The sequence below is a fragment of the Candidatus Eisenbacteria bacterium genome (assembly GCA_035577985.1).
GTDB lineage: Bacteria > Desulfobacterota > Binatia > DP-6 > DP-6 > DATJZY01.
Genome location: DATJZY010000015.1, coordinates 27622 through 44313, shown reverse-complemented (window position 1 = coordinate 44313; position 16692 = coordinate 27622). Strand labels below are relative to the sequence as shown.

Annotated in this window: 17 protein-coding genes, 1 tRNA gene and 1 pseudogene; 12 read left to right on the top strand and 7 right to left on the bottom strand. The window is 71.9% G+C overall.

Features of this window, described 5'->3' with window-relative positions:
- The 7 genes from VMS22_02060 to VMS22_02030 all read left to right on the top strand — a co-directional run.
- Positions 1 to 608 (top strand): 3-oxoacyl-ACP synthase (locus VMS22_02060; GenBank protein HXJ32796.1); only part of this gene is annotated, 608 nt, incomplete at its 5' end.
- A 58-nt stretch (positions 609 to 666) separates the two neighbouring features.
- The gene (locus VMS22_02055) at positions 667 to 1452 is read left to right on the top strand and encodes a beta-ketoacyl synthase N-terminal-like domain-containing protein (protein ID HXJ32795.1); all 786 of its coding nucleotides are present in this window, start codon (positions 667 to 669) and stop codon (positions 1450 to 1452) included.
- A complete protein-coding gene (fabG, locus tag VMS22_02050) occupies positions 1449 to 2198 on the top strand; it encodes a 3-oxoacyl-ACP reductase FabG (protein ID HXJ32794.1) in 750 nt (249 codons plus the stop codon). The genes VMS22_02055 and fabG overlap by 4 nt, the downstream gene beginning before the upstream one ends.
- A 14-nt stretch (positions 2199 to 2212) precedes the next feature.
- Positions 2213 to 2488 (top strand): phosphopantetheine-binding protein, encoded by a 276-nt coding sequence (locus VMS22_02045; protein ID HXJ32793.1) that lies wholly within the window; start codon positions 2213 to 2215, stop codon positions 2486 to 2488.
- An 11-nt stretch (positions 2489 to 2499) separates the two neighbouring features.
- Entirely contained in the window at positions 2500 to 3711 is a 1212-nt protein-coding gene (locus VMS22_02040) for a beta-ketoacyl-[acyl-carrier-protein] synthase family protein (protein ID HXJ32792.1), read from the top strand.
- Positions 3708 to 4868, top strand: coding sequence for a beta-ketoacyl synthase N-terminal-like domain-containing protein (locus VMS22_02035; protein HXJ32791.1), 1161 nt, complete (start codon positions 3708 to 3710; stop codon positions 4866 to 4868). Before VMS22_02040 ends, VMS22_02035 begins: the two co-directional genes overlap by 4 nt.
- Complete coding sequence (locus tag VMS22_02030; protein HXJ32790.1) at positions 4865 to 5281, top strand: 3-hydroxyacyl-[acyl-carrier-protein] dehydratase FabZ; 417 nt, start codon at positions 4865 to 4867, stop codon at positions 5279 to 5281. The genes VMS22_02035 and VMS22_02030 overlap by 4 nt, the downstream gene beginning before the upstream one ends.
- Before the next feature lie 279 nt (positions 5282 to 5560).
- Here VMS22_02030 and VMS22_02025 read toward each other — a convergent pair whose 3' ends face one another.
- From VMS22_02025 to VMS22_02015, 3 genes are all read right to left on the bottom strand, one after another.
- Complete coding sequence (locus VMS22_02025; protein ID HXJ32789.1) at positions 5561 to 7795, bottom strand: molybdopterin oxidoreductase family protein; 2235 nt, start codon at positions 7793 to 7795, stop codon at positions 5561 to 5563.
- A gap of 44 nt (positions 7796 to 7839) precedes the next feature.
- Positions 7840 to 8352, bottom strand: coding sequence for a phosphopantetheine-binding protein (locus tag VMS22_02020; GenBank protein HXJ32788.1), 513 nt, complete (start codon positions 8350 to 8352; stop codon positions 7840 to 7842).
- A 194-nt stretch (positions 8353 to 8546) separates the two neighbouring features.
- Positions 8547 to 8936 carry a nuclear transport factor 2 family protein gene (locus VMS22_02015; GenBank protein HXJ32787.1) on the bottom strand — a complete coding sequence of 130 codons (390 nt, stop codon included), beginning with the start codon at positions 8934 to 8936 and terminating at the stop codon, positions 8547 to 8549.
- Between the two features lie 127 nt (positions 8937 to 9063).
- On the opposite strand from VMS22_02015, the gene VMS22_02010 reads away from it, so the two are divergent.
- The 4 genes and pseudogenes from VMS22_02010 (at position 9064) to VMS22_01995 (ending at position 10486) form a co-directional block, all read left to right on the top strand.
- A tRNA-Arg gene (locus tag VMS22_02010) sits at positions 9064 to 9137 on the top strand.
- Between the two features lie 68 nt (positions 9138 to 9205).
- Positions 9206 to 9459 (top strand): annotated as a pseudogene (locus VMS22_02005) (MFS transporter).
- 320 nt (positions 9460 to 9779) lie between these two features.
- Entirely contained in the window at positions 9780 to 9986 is a 207-nt protein-coding gene (locus VMS22_02000; protein HXJ32786.1) for a hypothetical protein, read from the top strand.
- Positions 9987 to 10120: 134 nt separating this feature from the next.
- On the top strand, positions 10121 to 10486 hold the full coding sequence (locus VMS22_01995) for a hypothetical protein (protein HXJ32785.1): 366 nt from the start codon (positions 10121 to 10123) through the stop codon (positions 10484 to 10486).
- On the opposite strand, the gene VMS22_01990 is transcribed toward VMS22_01995, so the two are convergent.
- From VMS22_01990 to VMS22_01975, 4 genes are all read right to left on the bottom strand, one after another.
- Entirely contained in the window at positions 10438 to 11142 is a 705-nt protein-coding gene (locus VMS22_01990; protein ID HXJ32784.1) for an SGNH/GDSL hydrolase family protein, read from the bottom strand. The two genes, VMS22_01995 and VMS22_01990, sit on opposite strands and share 49 nt — an antisense overlap.
- 32 nt (positions 11143 to 11174) lie before the next feature.
- Complete coding sequence (locus tag VMS22_01985; protein HXJ32783.1) at positions 11175 to 12635, bottom strand: phospholipid carrier-dependent glycosyltransferase; 1461 nt, start codon at positions 12633 to 12635, stop codon at positions 11175 to 11177.
- A 131-nt stretch (positions 12636 to 12766) separates the two neighbouring features.
- Complete coding sequence (locus tag VMS22_01980) at positions 12767 to 13591, bottom strand: alpha/beta hydrolase (protein HXJ32782.1); 825 nt, start codon at positions 13589 to 13591, stop codon at positions 12767 to 12769.
- Positions 13588 to 14862, bottom strand: coding sequence for an LLM class flavin-dependent oxidoreductase (locus tag VMS22_01975; GenBank protein ID HXJ32781.1), 1275 nt, complete (start codon positions 14860 to 14862; stop codon positions 13588 to 13590). Before VMS22_01975 ends, VMS22_01980 begins: the two co-directional genes overlap by 4 nt.
- Before the next feature lie 110 nt (positions 14863 to 14972).
- Here VMS22_01975 and VMS22_01970 point away from each other — a divergent pair, with 110 nt between their 5' ends.
- Entirely contained in the window at positions 14973 to 16667 is a 1695-nt protein-coding gene (locus VMS22_01970; protein ID HXJ32780.1) for an amidohydrolase family protein, read from the top strand.
- Positions 16668 to 16692 lie beyond the last annotated feature (25 nt).

The window sequence follows — 16692 nt, the reverse complement described above, 5'->3', positions numbered from 1 at the left end:
TCAACTGCCTGCGCGCCACGTCCGAGGTGGCGCGGCCGTTCGATCGAGACCGCAAGGGCCTCGTTCTCGGCGAGGCGGCGGCGATCGTCGTGGTCGAAGCGCGCGAGCACGCCGAGGCACGCGGCGCTCGCGCGCGCGCCTGCGTCGCGGGCATCGGCGCCGCCGCCGACGCCGTGCACATGACGGCACCGGACCGGGAAGGGGCGGGGGCGGCTCGCGCCATGCGGAGCGCGCTCGCCGACGCGCGGCGGGCGCCCGCGGACGTCGGCTTCGTCTCCGCACACGGCACGGGGACGCCGTACAACGATGCGATGGAGGCGGCGGCGCTGCGGCACGTCTTCGGCGCGGGACGGGTCGCGGTCAACTCGATCAAGGGCGCGGTCGGCCACACGCTCGGTGCGGCGGGTGCGCTCGAGGCCGTCCTGTGCGTGCGCGTGCTCGAGAGCGGGACGATCCCGCCCACGGCCGGGCTCGAGCACGTCGACCCCGCCTGCGCCGACCTGGACCTCGTCGCCGGCGCGCCGCGGCGGACCACGGCGCGTCTCGTGGTGTCGACCTCGTCGGGCTTCGCGGGCGCGAACGCGGCCCTCGTGCTGGAGGCTGCGTGAGCAGCCGACGCTCTTGTGCGCGGGTGCGTCCGACGCACCCGCTGTCACCGGCGGCCGCGTGACGGGCGAGATCGCGATCACCGGCGTCGGCGGCGTGCACGCTCCGGATCCGGAAGCCATGCCGGAGGTCGTGCGGGCCCGCGCGGCGCGCGCCGAGCGCGTGACGCAGCTCGTGATCGGCGCAGCCGGCGCCGCGCTCGCGATGGCCGGACTCGACGTCACGGCCGGCGATCCCCGCCCCGAGGTGGGGGTCGTGCTCGGGACGGCGCTCGGCTGTTTTCTCACCAACGTCGCCTACCAGCGGCGCTTCGTGGACGGCGGGGCCGCGGCGGCGAGCCCGCGCCTGTTCGCCGCCACCGTCTCGAACGCGGCCGCCGGCGAGCTCGCGATCGCGTATCGGCTGGGTGGCCCCGCGATCACCCTCACCGCGGGTGGCGTCGCGGGGCTCGTCGCGATCGGCCACGCCGTGGATCTGCTGCGCCTTCGGCAAGCCGACGCGTTCGTCGCCGGCGGGATGGACGCCGCAGGCGAGCCGCTCGAGCGATGGATCGCCGACGGCGGCCTGGCGCTCGATGGCCCGGTCGGCGAAGGGGCGGCGACGCTCGTCCTCGAGCCTGTCGACCATGCGCGAGCTCGCGGCGCCCGTGTGCTCGGCATCGTGCGCGACGCGGCGGCCGGGTTCGAGCCTGGCGCCGCCGCCGCCCGCGCACCGAGCGCGCTCGCCGCGGCCGGCGTGTTCGAGATCCTGGCGGCGTTGAAGGACGGGGCGCCGCGCACGACCCACGTGCTCGGCCGCTGCCCGAGCGGTCACGTGGCGAGCATCGTCGTCGAGAGGTCGGCTTGACGCTCGCGGGCCGCCGCGTCGTCGTCACCGGGGGATCGCGCGGCATCGGGCGGGCGATCGTGCTCGCGTGCGCGCGCGAGGGCGCAGCCGTCGCCTTCAACTACGCGTCGAACGAGGCGGCGGCGTCCGAGACGGCGAACGCCGCGCGGGCGCTCGGCGCCGCGGTGTGCACGGGCAGGGCCGACGTGGCCGACGCGGCCGCGGTCGCCGCTTTCTTCGCCCAGGTGCGCGCCGAGCTGGGCGGGCCGGCCGACGTGCTCGTGAACAACGCCGCGGTGACGCACGACGCGCTCCTCATGATGACCGGCGACGCGGCCTGGGACCGGGTGCTCGACACCAATCTCAAAGGAGCCTTCCTCTGTACGAAGATCGCGCTGCGCGGCATGATCGGCGGACACTGGGGCCGCATCATCAACGTCGTCTCCCCCGCGGCCTTTCTGGGCAAGGAGGGGGCGGGGGCGTATGCGGCGTCCAAGGGGGGGCTCGTCGCCATGACCAAGTCGCTCGCGCGCGAGGTCGCGCGCTACGGGATCACCGTGAATGCCGTCTCGCCGGGCCTGGTCGACACCGGGCTCATCGCGGGGATGGCGCCCGAGCACCGCGAGACGCTGCAGGGCCGCATCCCCCTCGGTCGTTTGGCCACCCCGGAAGAAGTGGCTGCAGCGGTCGTGTACCTGGCTTCGACCGGCGCCGCCTGCGTCACGGGGACCACCCTGCACGTGGACGGCGGTCTCACGATGCTCTAAAGAGCCGGATTCCGATGGATCGCAGCGACGTCCGGGCGGAAGTGAAGAAGCTTCTCATCAAGGGCCTCCGGCTCACGGTGAGCCCGCAGGAGATCGTCGACGAGGCACCCATCTTCGGGCAGTCCTCCGAGGGGACGGGCCTCGGGCTCGATTCGATCGACGCCCTCGAGCTGGTCGTGCTGGTCGAGGAGCGGTTCAACGTCACGATCGCGGATGAGGACACCGGCAAGCGGGCCTTCGCGTCCGTGGCGGCGCTCGCCGACTTCATCTCCGAGGCCCGGGCGGCCTGACGAAGGCGCGGATGGCCGGCGCCGTCGCCATCACGGGCGTGGGCCAGGTCACGGCGCTGGGTGGCGACGTGACGGCCCTCACCGTCGGTCTCGTGGAGGGGCGCTGCGGGATCGGACCGCTGACGCTGTTCGCGCATCGCGGTCGCGCGGCCATCGCCGCCCAGGTTCCGGAGCTTCCCCCGGTGGCGATGCCGCATGCGCGGCGGTTGTCGCGCTCGGACCGTTTCGCGCTCGTCGCCACGGCGGAGGCGTGCCGCATGGCAGGCCTCGACGCCGCGCTCCGCGCCGACGCCGCCCTCGTCGTCGGGGCGACCACGGGCGGCATGTTCGAGACCGAGGAAGCCTATCGTCGCTGGCGCGCAGGCGAGCACCGTCGCGTGCGCCTGTCGCGCTTTCTCGGCATGCCGCTCTCGACCGTCGGCGCGGCGGTGGGGCAGGGCCTCGGCATGTTCGGCCCGCGCGCCACGGTCTCGACCGCGTGCTCGTCCGGCGCGCTCGCGATCACGACCGCAGCCGGCATGGTCGAGCGCGGCGAGGCGCCGGTCGCGTTCGCGCTCGGCGTCGACACGCTCTGTCGCCTCACCTACGCCGGCTTCGACGCGCTGCAGGCGCTCGACGCCGAGCCCTGCCGTCCGTTCGACGCCACCCGGCGCGGGCTCTCCCTCGGCGAGGGCGCGGGCGTGGTCGTCCTCGAGCGCGCCGACCATGCACGCGCGCGCGGCGCGCGCATCCGGGCGCTCCTCTTGGGGTCCGCCGTCACCGCCGACGCGCACCACGTGACCGCTCCGCACCCGCAGGGGTCGGGCGCGCTGGCGGCGATGCGCGGCGCGCTCGCCGCCGCGGGCATCGCGCCGGAGGCGGTCGACTACGTGAATGCGCACGGCAGCGGCACCAGGCACAACGACGACGTCGAAGTGGCGGCGCTGCGCGGCGTCTTCGGGGCGCGCCTGCCCCGCCTGCCGGTCAGCTCGACCAAGTCGCAGGTCGGTCACTGCCTCGCAGCGGCGGGTGCGATCGAGGCCGTCGCCACCGTGGTCGCGCTGACGGACGGCATCCTCCCGCCGACGGTCACGCTGCGCACGCCGGAGCCGGCGTGGGCCGACCTCGACTTCGTGCCATCGGCCGGACGCCGCGCGCCGCTCGGCATCGCGGTCAGCTCGTCGTATGGCTTCGGCGGCCACAACGTGACGCTCGTGTTGGCCCGTCCCGAGGTGCGCAAGTGACCCCGGTCGCCGTGACCGGCATCGGCGTCCTGTCGGCGTTCGGGATCGGCGTCGGCCCGTTCTGGGAGGGACTGCTCTCGGGACGAAGCGGGCTCACGCCGGGCGGTCCGGAGGGCGCGCTCGCCGGGATCGTCGAGGGCCTCGAGCTCCGCGACTTCGTCCGCACGCCCGGTGGCCGGCGCATCGACCACGCGTCGCTCATGGCGCTGGCGGCGTCGCGTCTCGCCCTCGCCGATGCCGGGATCGACGACGCGCCGCTCGATCCCGCGCACACGGGGCTCGCCATCGGGTCGTCGCTCGGAAACCTGCGCGAGACGCCGCCCTTCCTGGACCGCGTCTTCGAGAAGGGCGCGGGCAACCCGCTCGTGTTCCCCAACATGGTGATGAATGCGCCGCTCTCGTATGTGTCGATCGAGCTCGGCGTCACGGGGCCGACCGCGATGGTGACCGAGGTCGAGGTGTCGGGCGAGTCGGCGATCGCGTGGGGCGCGCGGACCGTCGCGGACGGCGCCGCCGACGTGTGCGTCGCCGGGGCCGTCGACGAGATCGCGGACGTGCTCTTCGCCGTGCTCGGGGAGTCGGGCGGGCTCACGCGCGACGTGCCGCGCCCGCTCGATCGGGCGAGCGACGGCCGGGCGCTCGGCGAAGGCGCCGCCATGCTCGTGCTCGAGCCGCGCGATCGAGCACGCGCCCGAGGGGCGCGCGTGTATGCGGAGATCGTGCCCCATCCTGGCTTCGCGGTTCCCTCGTCCGTGCATGGTCACCCGCGCGATGCCGACGCGATCGCGCGGCGGCTCCGGCCGCTGGTCGCCGACGCCGATCTCGTCGTTGCTGGCGCGAGCGGGCTGCCGGCGCTGGACGCGGTCGAAGCAGTGGCGATCGCACGGGCGACCGCAGGCCGGCGCGTCGCCGTCACGGCGCCCCGCGGCGCCATCGGCGACTTCGGCGCGGCCGGCGCGCTCGGCGTCGCCGCCGCCGTGCTCGCGATCCACACGCAGCGGATTCCGCCCACCGCCGGCATCCGGCCCCCGGCGCGCGAGGGGCTCGACGTCGTCGCCGGTGCGGCGCGTGCCGGGCGGATCGGCGTGGCCGCCGTCAGCGCAATCGGGCGGGGTGGCATCTGTCGCCCGGTTCGGGTTGTAAGGAGCTCCGCGTGAGCGATCTCCCGAACCCGTTCCCGAAGCTGCCCCACGCCCATCCCTTTCTGCTGGTCGACCGCGTGATCGAGGTGGAAGAACGGCGGGGGACGTTCTTGAAGCTCGTCAGCGCGAGCGATCCCTGCATCGCACCCGACGACACGCTGCCCGCCGCCTTCCTGCTCGAGGCGCTCGCCCAGGCGGCGGGCGCCCTCATCGGCGCCCAATCGACGGGCGGCCCGGAGCTCGGCTACCTCGCCGCGGTCGACGACTTCCAGACCTCCGGCGACGTGAAGGTGGGCGACGAGCTCTACCTGGACGTCGAGATCATGCGCCACTTCTCCGCGGCCACGCTGTTTCGCGGCCGGGCGCGGGTCGGCGATCGCGTGGTGGCCGAGGGCCGCTTCACGCTCGCACTGCCGCGCATGGGATAGGAACGCCGACCCAAGACTACGTCTTGGGTCGGGGGCGAGAGTGCAGCGTTGGTGGGACGCGCGACCGGTATGCCGCGGCCGGCGAAGCCGGCGCGGCAACGCTAGCACGCACGAGAGAATTGGTGCCGATAGGAGGTAATGCGTCGTTGTGCTTCAACGCTTCGCGCGTACCTCGCTCTGCCGCGCCGGCTTCGCCGGCCGCGGCATGCCGATCGTGCGTGCCACGGACGCCACACTCTCGGTTCTCCCGACCCAAGACGCAGTCTTGGGTCGGTGTCGCTATGCGGCGCGCTCGACCGTCACGGGGATGCCGTTCAGGACGGAGTTCCCCGAGAGCGGATCCATCAGCAGCTCGTCGGCGAGGAGGTTCGTGTTGACCCCCGCGTGCTCGCTCGCGACCTGCATCCGGATGCCGGGCGCGTCGTGCCCCCAGCCATGGGGGATGCTGACCACGCCCGGCATGATCGCGTCGGTCACCTCCACCGGCACGTCGACCGTTCCCACGCGCGACCGTACGCGCGCCGGCCGGCCGTCGGTGAGGCCGAGGCGTGCGGCGTCGTCGGGATGGACGAGGAGGGTACAGCGCGACTTCCCGCGCACGAGGTTGTCGATGTTGTGCATCCACGAGTTGTTCGAGCGCAGGTCGCGCCGGCCGACCAGGACCATCTGCGGGGCAGGGCGATCGAGGGTCGCGCGCAGGCGGGCGACGTCGCCCGTGATCTCGGCAGGGGCGAGCTCGATCTTCCCCGACGGCGTGCGCAGGACCTCCGGGACGCGGGGCGCGAGCGGACCCAGGTCGATGCCGTGCGGGCTCGCTTCGAGCGCGGCCATCGAGAGACCCTCGCGGGCGCCGAAGGCGTCGCCGTACGGCCCCGTGCGCAGCATGAGGTCGAGCAGGCGCTCGGGCCCTCGACGCGGCGCCATGGCCGCGAGGATCTCGTCGGGCTCGCGGCCGGCGATGGGGGAGCCCGTCGCACCGACCGAGTCCTCCACCTGCTGGCGCGCGATGAAGTCGTCGAGCGCGGCGGAATCGGCGTCGGGTCCGTTGCCCATGACGATGGCGCCGAGGCGGAGCAGCGTCTGCCACTCGTTCGGCCGGTCGCCGGGCGGCGCGAAGACCGGCGCCGAATAGTTCGCGACGTTGCGCACGGCGAGCTGCCAGAGCGCCACGTCGTAGTGCGAGGTTTCGAGCGGCGAGAGGCCGGGGAGGATGACGTTCGCGTGCCGCGACGTCTCGTTCAGGTAGATGTCGAGGCTCACCATGAAGTCGAGCTTCGCGAGGGCCGCGGCGAGCCGGCCGCCGTTCGGGTTCGAGAGCGCCGGGTTGCCGGCGATCGTGATGAGGGCCCGGATCTGTCCTTCGCCCGGTGTTTCGATCTCGTCGGCGAGGGTCGCGACCGGAAACTCTCCCAGCACCTCGGGGAGGCCGCGTACGCGGCTCGTCCGCCGCCCGGTGCGCAGCCCCTTGCCGCGTCCGGGGGTACCGCGCGTGTTGAGGGCGCCGACGGCCGCCTTCGTGAACATGGCGCCGCCGTCGCGATCGAGGTTGCCGGTGAGGACGTTCAGCACGTCGACCAGCCAGGAGGCGAGCGTGCCGAACTCCTGCGTGCAGGTGCCGATGCGCCCGTACACCGCGGCGCGCTCGGCGCGCGCCAGGTCGCGCGCGATGTGCCGGATGGTCGCCGCCGGAATGCCGCACACCGGTGCCACCGCCTCGGGCGCGAAGTCGCGCGCGAGCGTCTCGACGTCGGGGAGGCCGGCCGTATGCTCGGCCAGCCGCCCCGGGCCGGAGAGCTTCTCCGCGAGGATCGTGTGCACGAGCGCAAACAGGAAGTGGGCGTCGGTGCCGGGGCGGATGAAGTGATGCTCGTTCGCTTCGGCGGCCGTGCGGCTGCGCCGCGGATCGACGACCACGATGCGGCCCCCGCGCTCGCGGATGCCGCGCAGGCGCCCGCGCATGTCGGGGGCGGTGAGGAGGCTTCCGTTCGAGACCATCGGATCGGCGCCGAGGATCAAGAGATACTGCGTGCGATCGAGGTCCGGCACCGGGATGGAGAGGGCCGTGCCGAACATGAAGCCGGCGGAGATCTGCTTCGGCATCTGGTCGACGGTGCTCGCCGAATAGACGTTGCGCGAACCGAGCACGCGCAGGAGCGCGCGCGAGTAGAGCGCCAGCGCCAGGTTGTGGACGGACGGGTTGCCCAGGTACACGCCGACCGCGTCGCGCCCATGCTCCTTGATGATGGCGGGCAGGTGGCGATCGATCTCGGCGAACGCTTCGTCCCACCCGACCTCGTGCCAGGTGGTGCCCCGGCGCACCATCGGTCGCCGCAGCCGATCGGGATCGGCGTCGAGCGCCGCCAGCGCCGGACCCTTCGGGCAGATGTAGCCGCGGGAGAAGACGTCGTCATCGTCGCCGCGGATGCCGGTCACCTCGCGCCCGCGCGTCGTGATCGCGAGGCCGCAGGTCGCTTCGCAGAGCGGGCACGTCCGGAAGGAGGTTCGCTCGTCCATACCGGGTGTGTACGCGGGCGCTCCGCGCGCTGCAACGGTTGCGGTCAGGCCGCGTGTGGATGCGGGCGAGCGCCCGTGCGATGCACGTGGACGCTGATCCCATGCGCGGCGAGGCAGCCGAGCGCGGACCGGACCCGTGCAAGGGCGATGTCGTCGGCGTTGTCGAGCGTGACGTCGAGCTCGGTACCAGGTCCGAGGCGCTGCGCCTCGTCCACGACGGTCTCGACGGCGTACGGCGTGAGCGCCTCGCAACGCGTCACCTGCGACGCGGCGCTGCCGGGCGGCGGTATGCAGACGATGGTCGCGTTCGGCGCGCGTGACGGGATGAGGAGCGTCAGCAGCTCGACGACGTCGCCGTAGGTTCTGACCCACGACGGGAGCTCGGGTGGCATGACGACCTGCAGATCCTCTTCGATCGCGCTCGACAGCTCGACCAAGTCGAGCGAGTCGAGCGCCAGGTCGTCGCGCAGCGACACGCCGACCTCCAGCAAGGCGGCGTCGACGCCAAGCACGTCGGCGACGATCCGTCGGACGCGCGGCTCCACGAAACCATCCATGGTCCACCTCCGCTGCCGATCGCGGTCCGGTCGAGGAGATTGTCGTACTGGGGAGATCCGCCTGTAGCACAGGAGCAGTGGCTGCGTATACCCGCCGGGCGGGGAGGGTGCCGTCTCGGCCGAGTCGGGCGGCGTCAATCGTCTGCGACGGCGTGGTCCGTTCCGGAAACTGTCCGAGCGTCGTGCGATCGCGACTACTTGGGCCCCTCGCCGAACAGCGCCACCCGGTCGAAGTAGACCTCGTTGCGGGACAGCTGTTCTCCGCGCAGACACACGAGATCCATGCCGCTGATCTCGGCGGTGTGGCCGCCGGTCGCCGGTGTCAGCGTCGCATCCCACAGGAACGCTCCACCACCGGCGTCCGGGAACGGGAAGAACTCGCGCAGCGACCAACGCATGCGCCAGTCCCGGAAGAGCCGCGTCAGGTATCGGCGCAATGCCTCCCGACCGGTTATCGCGCCGCGCGTGTTGGGGTCGCGGTAGACGCAGTCTTCCGTATAGCAGGCGATCACCCGATCCACGTCGTGGCTGTTCCACGCGGAGAGGACGGCGGTCGCACGCTCACGCATCGCTTCCTGCTCCATGGCGGTCCTCCTTCGTTGCTCGCGCGATAGCAGCCGTCGCGGGCTGTCACAACGCGGGCGTGAGTGTCGACCGCGTTTGCGCATCGCTGGCGCTCGTCGGCGTTCTAAGCTACCGGACTCGTTCATCGCCCTCGTAGCTCAGGTGGATAGAGCACAGGATTCCTAATCCTGGGGTCGCGTGTTCGAATCACGCCGGGGGCACTCGCAGTGTCGCGGCTCGTGCCGAACCTGGACGGACGGCTCTCGGCGTCGTATGCCGCGCATCGCAGGTGCAGCCGTCGCGGGAAGAGGAACTCGTGGGCTCGGCCGTGCGGAAGGTGTCGCGACGCTCCTGCCGTTCCTGTTCGTCCTCTACGTCGCGGCGTTCCTCGACCGCATCAACGTCGGCTTCGCGCAGCTCCAGATGAAGGACGCCCTCGGCTTCAGCGACTCCGTGTATGGGTTCGGCGCCGGCGTGTCCTTCATCGGCTATTTCATCTTCGAGGTTCCGAGCAACCTCATCCTGGCGCGCACCGGCGCGCGGCTGAGGCGGGGTTCTTTCGGTGGGCCGTCGGCTACGACGCGAACTTCTTCTACCGTCCGCTGAACTCGTCGACGAGCTTCACGCTCATCACGTCGTACACGAGCTCCTTCAACCTCTCCGAGAAGGGGGGAAAGGACTATCGCAACGCCTATACGAAGCCCGGCCACCCGCAGACGCGCCTCGGGCCGATCCCGGGCGTTCCCGGCTGTCAGGGCAAGGCGTCGCGCACGAACGCGCTCTGCATCTACGTCGACCCGCACGACTACGTCGACGCCTACCAGTACGACGGTCTCTTCCAGGCGACCATCCGCACCGACTACATGCACGGCCGCATCACGCCGCAGTTCACGTTCATCGCCGACGTGAACGGCTACTACGCCCTGCAGCCGACGCTGACCTATCGGATCAACGACAACGTCCTGGCCAACGTGACGTACTCGATGATCGCCGGCTCGTGGACGGGAAGCCTCGGCAGCTTCCGCCAGCACGACATGCTCTCGCTGCGGATGACCATGCAGTTCAACTGACCCCGCGTCGTGTGGACGGGCGTCGGGTGGCCCGGCACCCGGCTTGCTCTGGTATGCCGCTGCACATGGCGAGACCCGGTGGCCAACGCAAAATCGAGCTCCCCAAGGCCGCTTTTGAACGCGCTCGTGCGGTCGTGAACGGCCGCCAAGCCGACGCCTGGCGGGACGGCACAGAGCAGGCAGTGCGCCTCGTCGGGGTGTGGCGACGCGCGGTCGTGCGGGCCGAGGCGGATCTCGTCCGCGCTGCGTGCGCGTTCGCGGTGCTCGACGTGGCGACGGTCCTGAGCGCGTGCTTCGCGCGCCTCGTCTGGCCGCTCTTCCTCGTCGCCCGGCTGGCGGCGCTCGCCGTCATCGTCCCGGCGGTCGTACGCGCCCTCGGCATTCGGAATGCGAAGGGAACGGACGCCGATTTCGTGAAGGCGATCACCGTCGCCGTCCTCGTGGCGGGGGTCTATCTGGCGATCCGGACGGTCGCCGTCGTCGAGGTGTGCTCGCTGTAGACGCGCTCGGGAAGGCGATCCGCCACGAACGCTGCGATGAGATCCGCTCCCGCGGCGTTCGGATGGAGCCCGTCGTCCGACAGCGTGGACCAGGCGTGGATCGTGAATTCGTCGCGGAGGTCGGCGACGTCGATCCCGCGCGGACGGCGGAGGCTCCACGCGATCAGCCGGTGCGCGACCTCGCGCGTGTGCGTCTGCCGTGGGGCGCACGAGACGCACGAGGCCGGCGTCTGCGTGAGCACGATCACGCGCGCGCCGCGGCGGCGGGCGAGGCGCGCGAGCCGTACGACGTTGCGGAAGGTCACGGCCGGGTCGTCGGTCACGACCGCACGGCCGTCCGGGCGACGCACGACGTCGTTCGTGCCGATCATGACGACGACGTCGTCCGGCCGATCGCGGTCGAGCAACATGCGCAGCCGTGGCACGCTGGTCGAGACATCGCCGGGGAGCGCCCCGTTCACCACGCGAAGGTCGGGTCGCCGCGCCTGCAGGCGGGCGGGATAGCGCCACGAGGTGGAGTCGCCGAAGCAGAGCACCGTCCGCGCGCTCGCGGGACCGCCGGCGACGACGATCGCCGCGGCGATCGCCGCCACCGCGCGTGCCCGTCCCTCCATGGCGGCGTCGCTACGCGCGCGCACCGAGCGCGACAAGCGCACGGCATGCTCTCGTTCATGTATGCCGGCTCCGACTATTGCGCGCGGACGTAGACGCGCACGCCGGTGCGGCCGTACCACTCGGAGCGCAGGCCGGGATCGAGCCAGCCGTACAGCTCCTCGTGGAGGAACCAGGAGGGCGCCCAGCGCTTCGCCTCCTCGTAGCCCGCGACGCCCGCCTCGAGCGCGTCGAGCTCCGCGACGGCGGCGGGCATGGGAGTCCGGCGCACGTAGATCGCCGCCCACTCCGGCAGGAGGAAGACGTCGGGCGACTGCTCGAGCCAGTGGCCCCATGCCGCGGGCTCCGCCTTCAGGTGCTCGCGCGCGAGCGGCTCGAGGAGCCCCGAATAGCCGGCCCAGGGCTCCGGGATCCGGATGCGCGGCGAGCTTCCCGTGGTCGCGGCGCGCGCCGCCACCCAGCGTGCGACGTCGACCTGCTGATCGTACGCGAAGCGCTCCACCAGCGAGGCGGAGAAGACGAGCGTGTGGACGGCCACGACCGCCGCCAACGCGGCGCGCACCCGGGGCCACGAGCCGGTGCCGACGAGCGCGCGTGCGGCCAGCAGCACCAGCGGCGGGACGAGCGGCATCAGGTAGCGCGGATAGATCGCGCCGTATCCGCCGACGATGGCGAAGTACGGAACGATCGCGACGGCGAGGAGGCGATCGGCGAGCGTCCGGCGCAACGCAGCGACGCCGACGCCGGCCGCGGCGACGACCCAGAGCGAGACGCCGAGCGCGAAGGGCAGGCCGACGACGAGCTGGTACAGGTAGGGGCGGCCGTACCAACCGAGCGTGGTCGTGAGGCTGCTGTTGAGGCCGCCCCCCTGCGAGATGAGCGACTGCAGGCGAGCCATCTCGCGGAGGTAGCCCTCGCGCTGCAGGACGCATGCGGTGCAGGCGACGACGGCCGTCGCCACGGCGATCGCGACGGCGACGAGCACCTGCCCCGCCGCGCGTCCCCAGGCGCGGTGGCGAAGCGCGCTCTCGGCGATGCCCCAGCCGACGACTGCGAGCCCCGCGGCGCCCGTGAACTTGGTTGCGGTCGCGAGCCCGGCCGCGACGCCGGCGAGCACCACCCGCGCCCAGGATCCCGAGCGCGCGACGCCGTACGACGCCACCAGCGTCGCCATCATCCAGAGCGTCAGCATCGGATCGACGGACGCGAAGTGCACCTGCAGGACGTCGACCGGCACGACGGCGAAGAGGACCATGGCGAGAAGCCCGGTGGCGCGTCCGAAGGCGCGCGTGCCGAGCCATCCGACGAGCCCGAGCGTGCCGAGGCTCGCCGCCGCGCCGACGAGGCGCGAGACGAGGATCGCGTCCAGGAACGGAGCGTCGCGCACCGGCGGTGCCATCATGCCGAGCTGGACGCCTGCGGCCGTGCAGAGCCCCGCGACGGTGCTGTACAGCGTCGGGTAGAAATACCAGATGGGCGTGTTGAAGGACCGCCGCGAGAGCGGGAAGAACATCCCGACGCGGTAGAGCCAGATCATCTCGTCCCGGAAGTACAGACCGTCCGCGAGCCCGTAGGCGAGGCGCCAGCCGCGGAGTGCGGCCGCCCCGACGACGACTCCGGCGGCGAGCCAGAACGCGCGTCGTCCGAGGGACGTGGGAGCGGCGGGGGCTATCGCGGTTGCTCGCCGCGGCCGAACGCGACGAGCGCGCGCCCGTACGGCTCCGGTTGCTCGGCGCCGATCAGGTGACCCGCCTTCGGGATCGTCAGCAGCCGCGCGCCACGGATCTTCTCGACGAAGATCTTGCCGTAGAGCGGCTGCACGAGCCGGTCCTCCGCGCCCCAGACGACGAGCGTCGGCGCCGTGATGCGATGCAGGCGCCGCTCGAGGCCGCGCTCGGGGATCGGGAAGAGGAACTTGGCGGCGGTCTTGAAGCCGCGCCCGAGGGCCAGCAGGAACTCGACCTGCGCCTCGGTGCGATCGTCCTTGTCGGAGAGCATCGCGCCGACGCCGAGCATCATCTGCGCGGCGGGGCAGGTGGTGTCGTGGAACAGGAACGGCACCAGCTCGCTCGTCGTGTAGCCGAAGATGTCGACCACCGGCGCCTCGTCGCGCCACAGGCCGATCGGGGCGGCGAGGGCGAGCCGGCCGATCTCCTTCGGCCGCAGCGCCGCCATCTCGGCGGCGATCCATCCGCCGAGGGACTCGCCCACGACGTAGGGGCGCTCGACGCCGAGCGCTTCCATGACGTCGAAGCAGTGGAAGAAGAGATCGAAGTGGTCGTCCAGCGCCTCGAGACCGACCGACTGGCCGTAGCCCGGAAGGAGCGGCGCGTGGACCGTGAAGCTCGACGAGAGGATCGGCAGCACGCCCTCCCACTGCGGGATGCCGCCGGCGCCGTGCAGGAAGAGGAGCGGAGCACCGCTCCCCGCGCTCAAGACCTCGATGCGCCGGCCCTGGCCGAGGTCGACGAGGCGCGATGCCGGCGAGCTCATGCCGCGGCTCCGACCTTGCGCTCGGCGGTCGCCTGCACGGCGGCGCTCTGGGCGCCCGGCTGCACGCGCTCGTCGGCGGGCAGCGCCTTCGGCCACGCGATGTCGTCGTACTCCGAGAAGATGGGCCGCAGGTGCGCCATCACCTGGGTCGCGAAGAGGTACGTGCTGCGGTTCGTGAGCGCGATCGGCGCGCTGCCGATGTGGGCGCCGATGGCGAGGTGGCCGACCCGGAGCGACTTCGCGAGCTCTTCGAGCTGCTGGCGCACGGTGGCCGGCGAGCCGGCGACGATGTAGCGCTGCTCGCACAGCTCCTTCCACGTCTTGTTCATGCCCATGTTCTGCGACGTGTTGCCGACCTGGGCCACGATGCCGGCGCGCAGCGACGCCTCGCTCATGTACCCCGGTGCGCCCGACGTGCCCGGGTAGAGGTGCAGGCAGCGATTGAAGAAGTAGTCGACGTGCGGCCACCACTCCTTCTCGCACTGGGCGTCGGTGTCGGAGACGCAGATCTGCTGGAAGAAGGCTCCGCGGTGGGGGTTCTCGCTCTTGCCGCGCTTGGCGGCGTGCTCCCAGTAGCCGTCCATCATCTTCTGGGCGCGCTTGTAGCCGCTGAACGAGAGGTAGCTGTAGTTGTAGTCGTGGTCGAGGCAGAAGTCCCACGTCTCGAGCGAGCCCAGCCCCGGCACCCAGATGGGCGGGTGCGGCTTCTGGATCGGCTGCGGCCAGAGGTTCACGTAGCGCAGCTTCGTGTACTTGCCGTTCCACGGGAACGGCTCGCGCTCGGCCCACGCCTTGATGATGAGGTCGTGCGCCTCGCGATACTTGTCGCGCAGCGTGGCCGGGTTCTCGCCGTAGCAGTAGTTCGTGTCCATCGACGTGCCGACGGGGAACCCGGCGATGAGTCGCCCGCCCGAGATGACGTCGAGCATCGCGAACTCCTCGGCCACGCGGATGGGCGGGTTGTAGAGCGCGATCGAGTTGCCGAGGACGAGCAGCATGGCGTTCTTCGTCCGCCGCGCGAGCGCAGCGGCCATGATGTTCGGCGACGGCATCATGCCGTAGGCGTTCTGGTGGTGCTCGTTCACGCCGACGGCGTCGAAGCCCATCTGGTCGGCGTACTCGAGCATGTCCAGATACTCGTTGTAGAGCCGGTGGCCGCGCTCGGGATCGTAGAGGCGATTGGGGAGATCGACCCATACGCTGTGGTAGCGATCCCGGAAATCGTCGGGCAGCCATCGCCACGGCATCAGGTGGAACCAGCTCAGCTTCATGGGCGCCTCCCGCCGCGGCGCGGCACCGCGCGCACCCTGCGGCTCTCGGGCGGTGCGTCGCACAGGCTCTTGAGAAAGGCAAGGCGAGTGGTGCTAGAACGATCCGCGCCATGACCGATCTCGTCGTGCGGGACGCACTGGTCGTCGACGGCACGGGACGCGACGCGTTTCGGGGCGACGTCGCCGTCACCGGCGATCGCATCGCCACCGTCGGCCGCGTCGCCGAGCGCGGGCGGACGGAGATCGACGCCGCCGGCCTCGCCCTCGCGCCCGGATTCATCGATCTGCACACGCACTACGACTGCCAGCTCTTCTGGGACGCGCACGCGACGCCGTCGCCGTGGCACGGCGTCACCACGGTCGTCATGGGGAACTGCGGGTTCACGCTCGCGCCCTGCAAGCCCGAGCACCGCGACACGATCATGCGGCTCCTCTCGTTCGTCGAGGGCATGCCGCTCGACACGCTGCGCGCCGCCATCCCGTGGAGCTGGGAGAGCTACGCCGACTACCTGGGCGCGCTCGAGCGGCAGGGGCTCGGCATCAACGTGGCGTCGTTCGTCGGCCACTCGGCGATTCGCCTGCACGTGATGGGCGCCGACGCGCTCGAGCGTCCTGCGACGGCGGCCGAGCGCGACGCCATGGCGGCGCACGTCCGCGACGCGATGGACGCGGGCGCGCTCGGCTGGTCGACGTCGTTCGCGCCCACGCACTTCTTCGCCGACGACAACAAGCCCGCGCCGAGCCGGGTGGCCGAGCGCGACGAGCTGCTCGCGCTGGCGGAGGCCCTGCGGCCGTACGATCGCGGCATCGTCGAGCTCGCGCCGCGCCTCCTCGTCGGATCGACCGAGGACCGCATCGAGGAGATCGGCTTCTACGCCGATCTCGCGCGTGCGAGCGGCAAGCTCGTCGTATGGGCGCCGCTCTTCCAGACCTCGTTCGTCCCCGATCAGGGCGAGCGCTGCCTCGACGAGGCGGCGCGCCTCCAGCGCGAGGGAGTGAACGTGACGCCGCAGGTCGGCTGCCGTCCGCTCGAGCTGCGCTTCGACTTCGCGCGGCCCGGCTTCGGCCTCGACAACAACCCCTTCTGGCGCCCGATCATGGCGAAGCCGCGCGAGGAGCGGACGCGGCTGTTCGCCGATCCGGCATTCCGCGAGAGCCTCGCCAGCAACTCGAGAGGCTTCGTCATGGCGCTCGCGCGCGAGTGGAGCCAGATCGTGCTCCGGATCCCGGGCGGCGAGCGGACGCGCGCGCTGCAGGATCGCAGCGTCGCCGAGATCGCCGCGGAGCGCGGCGTGGCGCCGGTCGATGCCTTCTGCGACGTCGTCCTGGAGGGGAATCTCGAAGACCAGTGGGGCGCGCTCGTCATGAACTACGACGAGGACCACGTGGCGCCCATGCTGCGGCATCCGGCCGGGGTCATGGCGCTGTCCGACGCCGGCGCCCACATGGACACGCTCTGCGACCAGGGGTTCACGACCTACCTCCTGGGGCACTGGGTGCGCGAGCGTGGACGGCTCTCCCTCGAGGAGGCGGTGCAGCTCGTGACGAGCAAGCCCGCCGATCGCTACGGCCTGCGCGGGCGGGGACGGATCGCGGCCGGTGGCGCCGCCGACCTCGTGCTGTTCGACCCGAAGCGCGTCGGCACCAAGCCGACGCGGCTCGTGAACGACCTGCCGGAAGGGCAGCGCCGTCTCCTGCAGGGCGCCGACGGGATCGAGTACGTGCTCGTGAACGGCGCGGCCGTGGTCGAGCGCGGCGCCCCCGTCGACCGCCGGGCGGGCCGTCTCCTCCGCGGCGGCCTCTGATTTCGAGAAAGGAACCAGCCAGGGC

Coding starts and splice junctions, on each gene's coding strand:
- VMS22_02040 (HXJ32792.1), top strand. CDS start 2,500: ATGGCCGGCGCCGTCGCCATCACGGGCGTGGGCCAGGTCACGGCGCTG.
- VMS22_02015 (HXJ32787.1), bottom strand. CDS start 8,936: ATGGAGCAGGAAGCGATGCGTGAGCGTGCGACCGCCGTCCTCTCCGCG.
- VMS22_02045 (HXJ32793.1), top strand. CDS start 2,213: ATGGATCGCAGCGACGTCCGGGCGGAAGTGAAGAAGCTTCTCATCAAG.
- VMS22_02000 (HXJ32786.1), top strand. CDS start 9,780: ATGCACGGCCGCATCACGCCGCAGTTCACGTTCATCGCCGACGTGAAC.
- VMS22_02025 (HXJ32789.1), bottom strand. CDS start 7,795: ATGGACGAGCGAACCTCCTTCCGGACGTGCCCGCTCTGCGAAGCGACC.
- VMS22_01985 (HXJ32783.1), bottom strand. CDS start 12,635: ATGATCTGGCTCTACCGCGTCGGGATGTTCTTCCCGCTCTCGCGGCGG.
- VMS22_01975 (HXJ32781.1), bottom strand. CDS start 14,862: ATGAAGCTGAGCTGGTTCCACCTGATGCCGTGGCGATGGCTGCCCGAC.
- VMS22_02020 (HXJ32788.1), bottom strand. CDS start 8,352: ATGGATGGTTTCGTGGAGCCGCGCGTCCGACGGATCGTCGCCGACGTG.
- VMS22_01980 (HXJ32782.1), bottom strand. CDS start 13,591: ATGAGCTCGCCGGCATCGCGCCTCGTCGACCTCGGCCAGGGCCGGCGC.
- VMS22_01970 (HXJ32780.1), top strand. CDS start 14,973: ATGACCGATCTCGTCGTGCGGGACGCACTGGTCGTCGACGGCACGGGA.